We start from the raw sequence: 3,055 nt of genomic DNA on the forward strand, positions 1-3,055 counted from the left end.
TGTTGAGACAGTGCCCAAATCGTTACGCCTTTCGTGCGGGTCGGAACTTACCCGACAAGGAATTTCGCTACCTTAGGACCGTTATAGTTACGGCCGCCGTTTACTGGGGCTTAAGTTCACTGCTTCGCTAAAGCTAACAGATCCCCTTAACCTTCCAGCACCGGGCAGGCGTCAGCCCCTATACATCGTCTTACGACTTAGCAGAGACCTGTGTTTTTGGTAAACAGTCGCTTGGGCCTATTCTCTGCGGCCTCCTCGGGCTTTCACCCTAACGAGGCACCCCTTCTCCCGAAGTTACGGGGTCATTTTGCCGAGTTCCTTAACAATAGTTCTCTCGCTGGCCTTAGGATTCTCTCCTCACCCACCTGTGTCGGTTTGCGGTACGGGCACCTTTAACCTCGATAGAGGCTTTTCTTGACAGCATGAAATCAGCTACTTCGCTACTTAATTCGCTCCCCATCGTACCCCAGAATTATTCCGACGGATTTGCCTATCGGAACTTCCTCAATACTTGGCCGTGCATAACCAACAGCACGGATAGCCTATCCTTCTGCGTCACCCCATCTCTCAGACGGTTATTGGTGGTACAGGAATCTCAACCTGTTGTCCATCACCTACGCCCTTCGGCCTCGGCTTAGGTCCCGACTAACCCAGAGCGGACGAACCTTCCTCTGGAAACCTTGGGTTTACGGCCCGTGGGATTCTCACCCACGTCTCGCTACTCATGCCAACATTCTCACTCCTGTAAAGTCCACATGTCCTTACGGTCATGCTTCAGCCCTTACAGGAAGCTCCCCTACCAATCATAATGATTTCGTAGCTTCGGTAGTAGATTTTAGCCCCGGAAATTTTCGGCGCAGGATCACTCGACCAGTGAGCTATTACGCACTCTTTGAATGAATGGCTGCTTCTAAGCCAACATCCTGGTTGTCTGTGCAATCCCACATCCTTTACCACTTAATCTACATTTAGGGACCTTAGCTGACGATCTGGGCTGTTGCCCTCTCGACTATGAATCTTATCACCCACAGTCTGACTCCCAAGTAAAAGATAAAGGCATTCGGAGTTTGATAGTCTTCGGTAACCCAAAGGGCCCCTAGGACAGTCAGTGCTCTACCTCCTCATCTCTACGCTTGAGGCTAGCCCTAAAGCTATTTCGGGGAGAACCAGCTATCTCCGGGCTCGATTGGAATTTCACCGCCACCCACAGCTCATCCCCGCACTTTTCAACGTGCGTGGGTTCGGACCTCCACGAAATTTTACTTTCGCTTCATCCTGTCCATGGGTAGGTCGCCCGGTTTCGGGTCTACGATAAGCAACTAAACGCCCATTTAAGACTCGCTTTCGCTACGGCTGCACACCATAAGTGCTTAACCTTGCTACGTATCGTAACTCGTTGGCCCGTTCTACAAAAAGTACGTGGTCACACTAAAAATGTGCTTCCACAGCTTGTAAGCGTAGGGTTTCAGGTTCTATTTCACTCCCCTTCCGGGGTTCTTTTCACCTTTCCCTCACGGTACTATGCGCTATCGGTCACCAAGTAGTATTTAGCCTTGGGGGGTGGTCCCCCCAGCTTCCCACAGGGTTTCACGTGTCCCGTGGTACTCTGGAGCATGCTTAAAGATTTATTGTTTCAATTACAGGACTATTACCTTCTATGGTGGGTCTTTCCAGACCTCTTCATTTACAATGACCTCTTATTGATAGCATGTCCGCAACCCCAACAAAGAAAACTTTGTTGGTTTGGGCTAATCCGCTTTCGCTCGCCGCTACTTACGGAATCGAATTTCTTTCTCTTCCTCAGGGTACTTAGATGTTTCAGTTCCCCTGGTTCCCTTCAACTAGACTATGTATTCATCTAGAGATACCTAAACATTACTTTAGGTGGGTTTCCCCATTCGGAAATCTTTGGATCATAGATTGCTTGCATCTCCCCAAAGCTTATCGCAGCTTACCACGTCCTTCATCGGCTCTTGGTGCCAAGGCATCCGCCCTACGCCCTTAATAACTTGACCTTAAATATATATGCTGTTTAGTTTTCAAAGTGCTAACGCACGTCGCCAACGAAATTAAATGCTCAAACATTTCATTTCCGTTGCTCAAAGTGCTGTTTTAGAGTTTTAAATTAAACTCTAAAAATTAAACAGTAGGCATTAACTCCTTAGAAAGGAGGTGATCCAGCCGCACCTTCCGATACGGCTACCTTGTTACGACTTCACCCCAGTCATCGATTTCACCTTCGACAGCTTCTTCCAAAAGGTTAGAAAGCTGGCTTCGGGTGCCCCCGACTCCCGTGGTGTGACGGGCGGTGTGTACAAGACCCGGGAACGCATTCACCGCGGCATTCTGATCCGCGATTACTAGCAACTCCAGCTTCATGTAGGCGAGTTTCAGCCTACAATCCGAACTGAGACTGGCTTTAAGGGATTGGCTTAACCTCACGGTTTCGCAGCCCTCTGTACCAGCCATTGTAGCACGTGTGTAGCCCTAAACATAAGGGGCATGATGATTTGACGTCATCCCCACCTTCCTCCGAGTTATCCTCGGCAGTCCCTCTAGAGTGCCCAACTTAATGATGGCAACTAAAGGCAAGGGTTGCGCTCGTTGCGGGACTTAACCCAACATCTCACGACACGAGCTGACGACAACCATGCACCACCTGTCACCTCAGTCCCCGAAGGGAAGGCTCCGATTAAGGAGCGGTCCGAGGGATGTCAAGTTTAGGTAAGGTTCTTCGCGTTGCTTCGAATTAAACCACATGCTCCGCTGCTTGTGCGGGTCCCCGTCAATTCCTTTGAGTTTCACTCTTGCGAGCGTACTTCCCAGGCGGAGTACTTAATGCGTTAGCTGCGGCACCGAGGGGGGTAACCCCCGACACCTAGTACTCATCGTTTACGGCGTGGACTACCAGGGTATCTAATCCTGTTCGCTCCCCACGCTTTCGTGCCTCAGCGTCAGTTACAGTCCAGAGAGCCGCCTTCGCAACTGGTGTTCCTCCCAATATCTACGCATTTCACCGCTACACTGGGAATTCCACTCTCCTCTCCTGCACTCA

At 50.2% G+C, this 3,055-nt stretch carries 2 rRNA genes; both read right to left on the reverse strand.

Features of this window, described 5'->3' with window-relative positions:
- Nucleotides 1-2,015: ribosomal RNA gene (locus ACUSRV_RS16910) — 23S ribosomal RNA — on the reverse strand; the annotation flags it as partial.
- Between the two features lie 150 nt (nt 2,016-2,165).
- Nucleotides 2,166-3,055 (reverse strand): 16S ribosomal RNA (locus ACUSRV_RS16915); the annotation flags it as partial.

The organism is Sporacetigenium sp. TC11, from assembly GCF_058146105.1.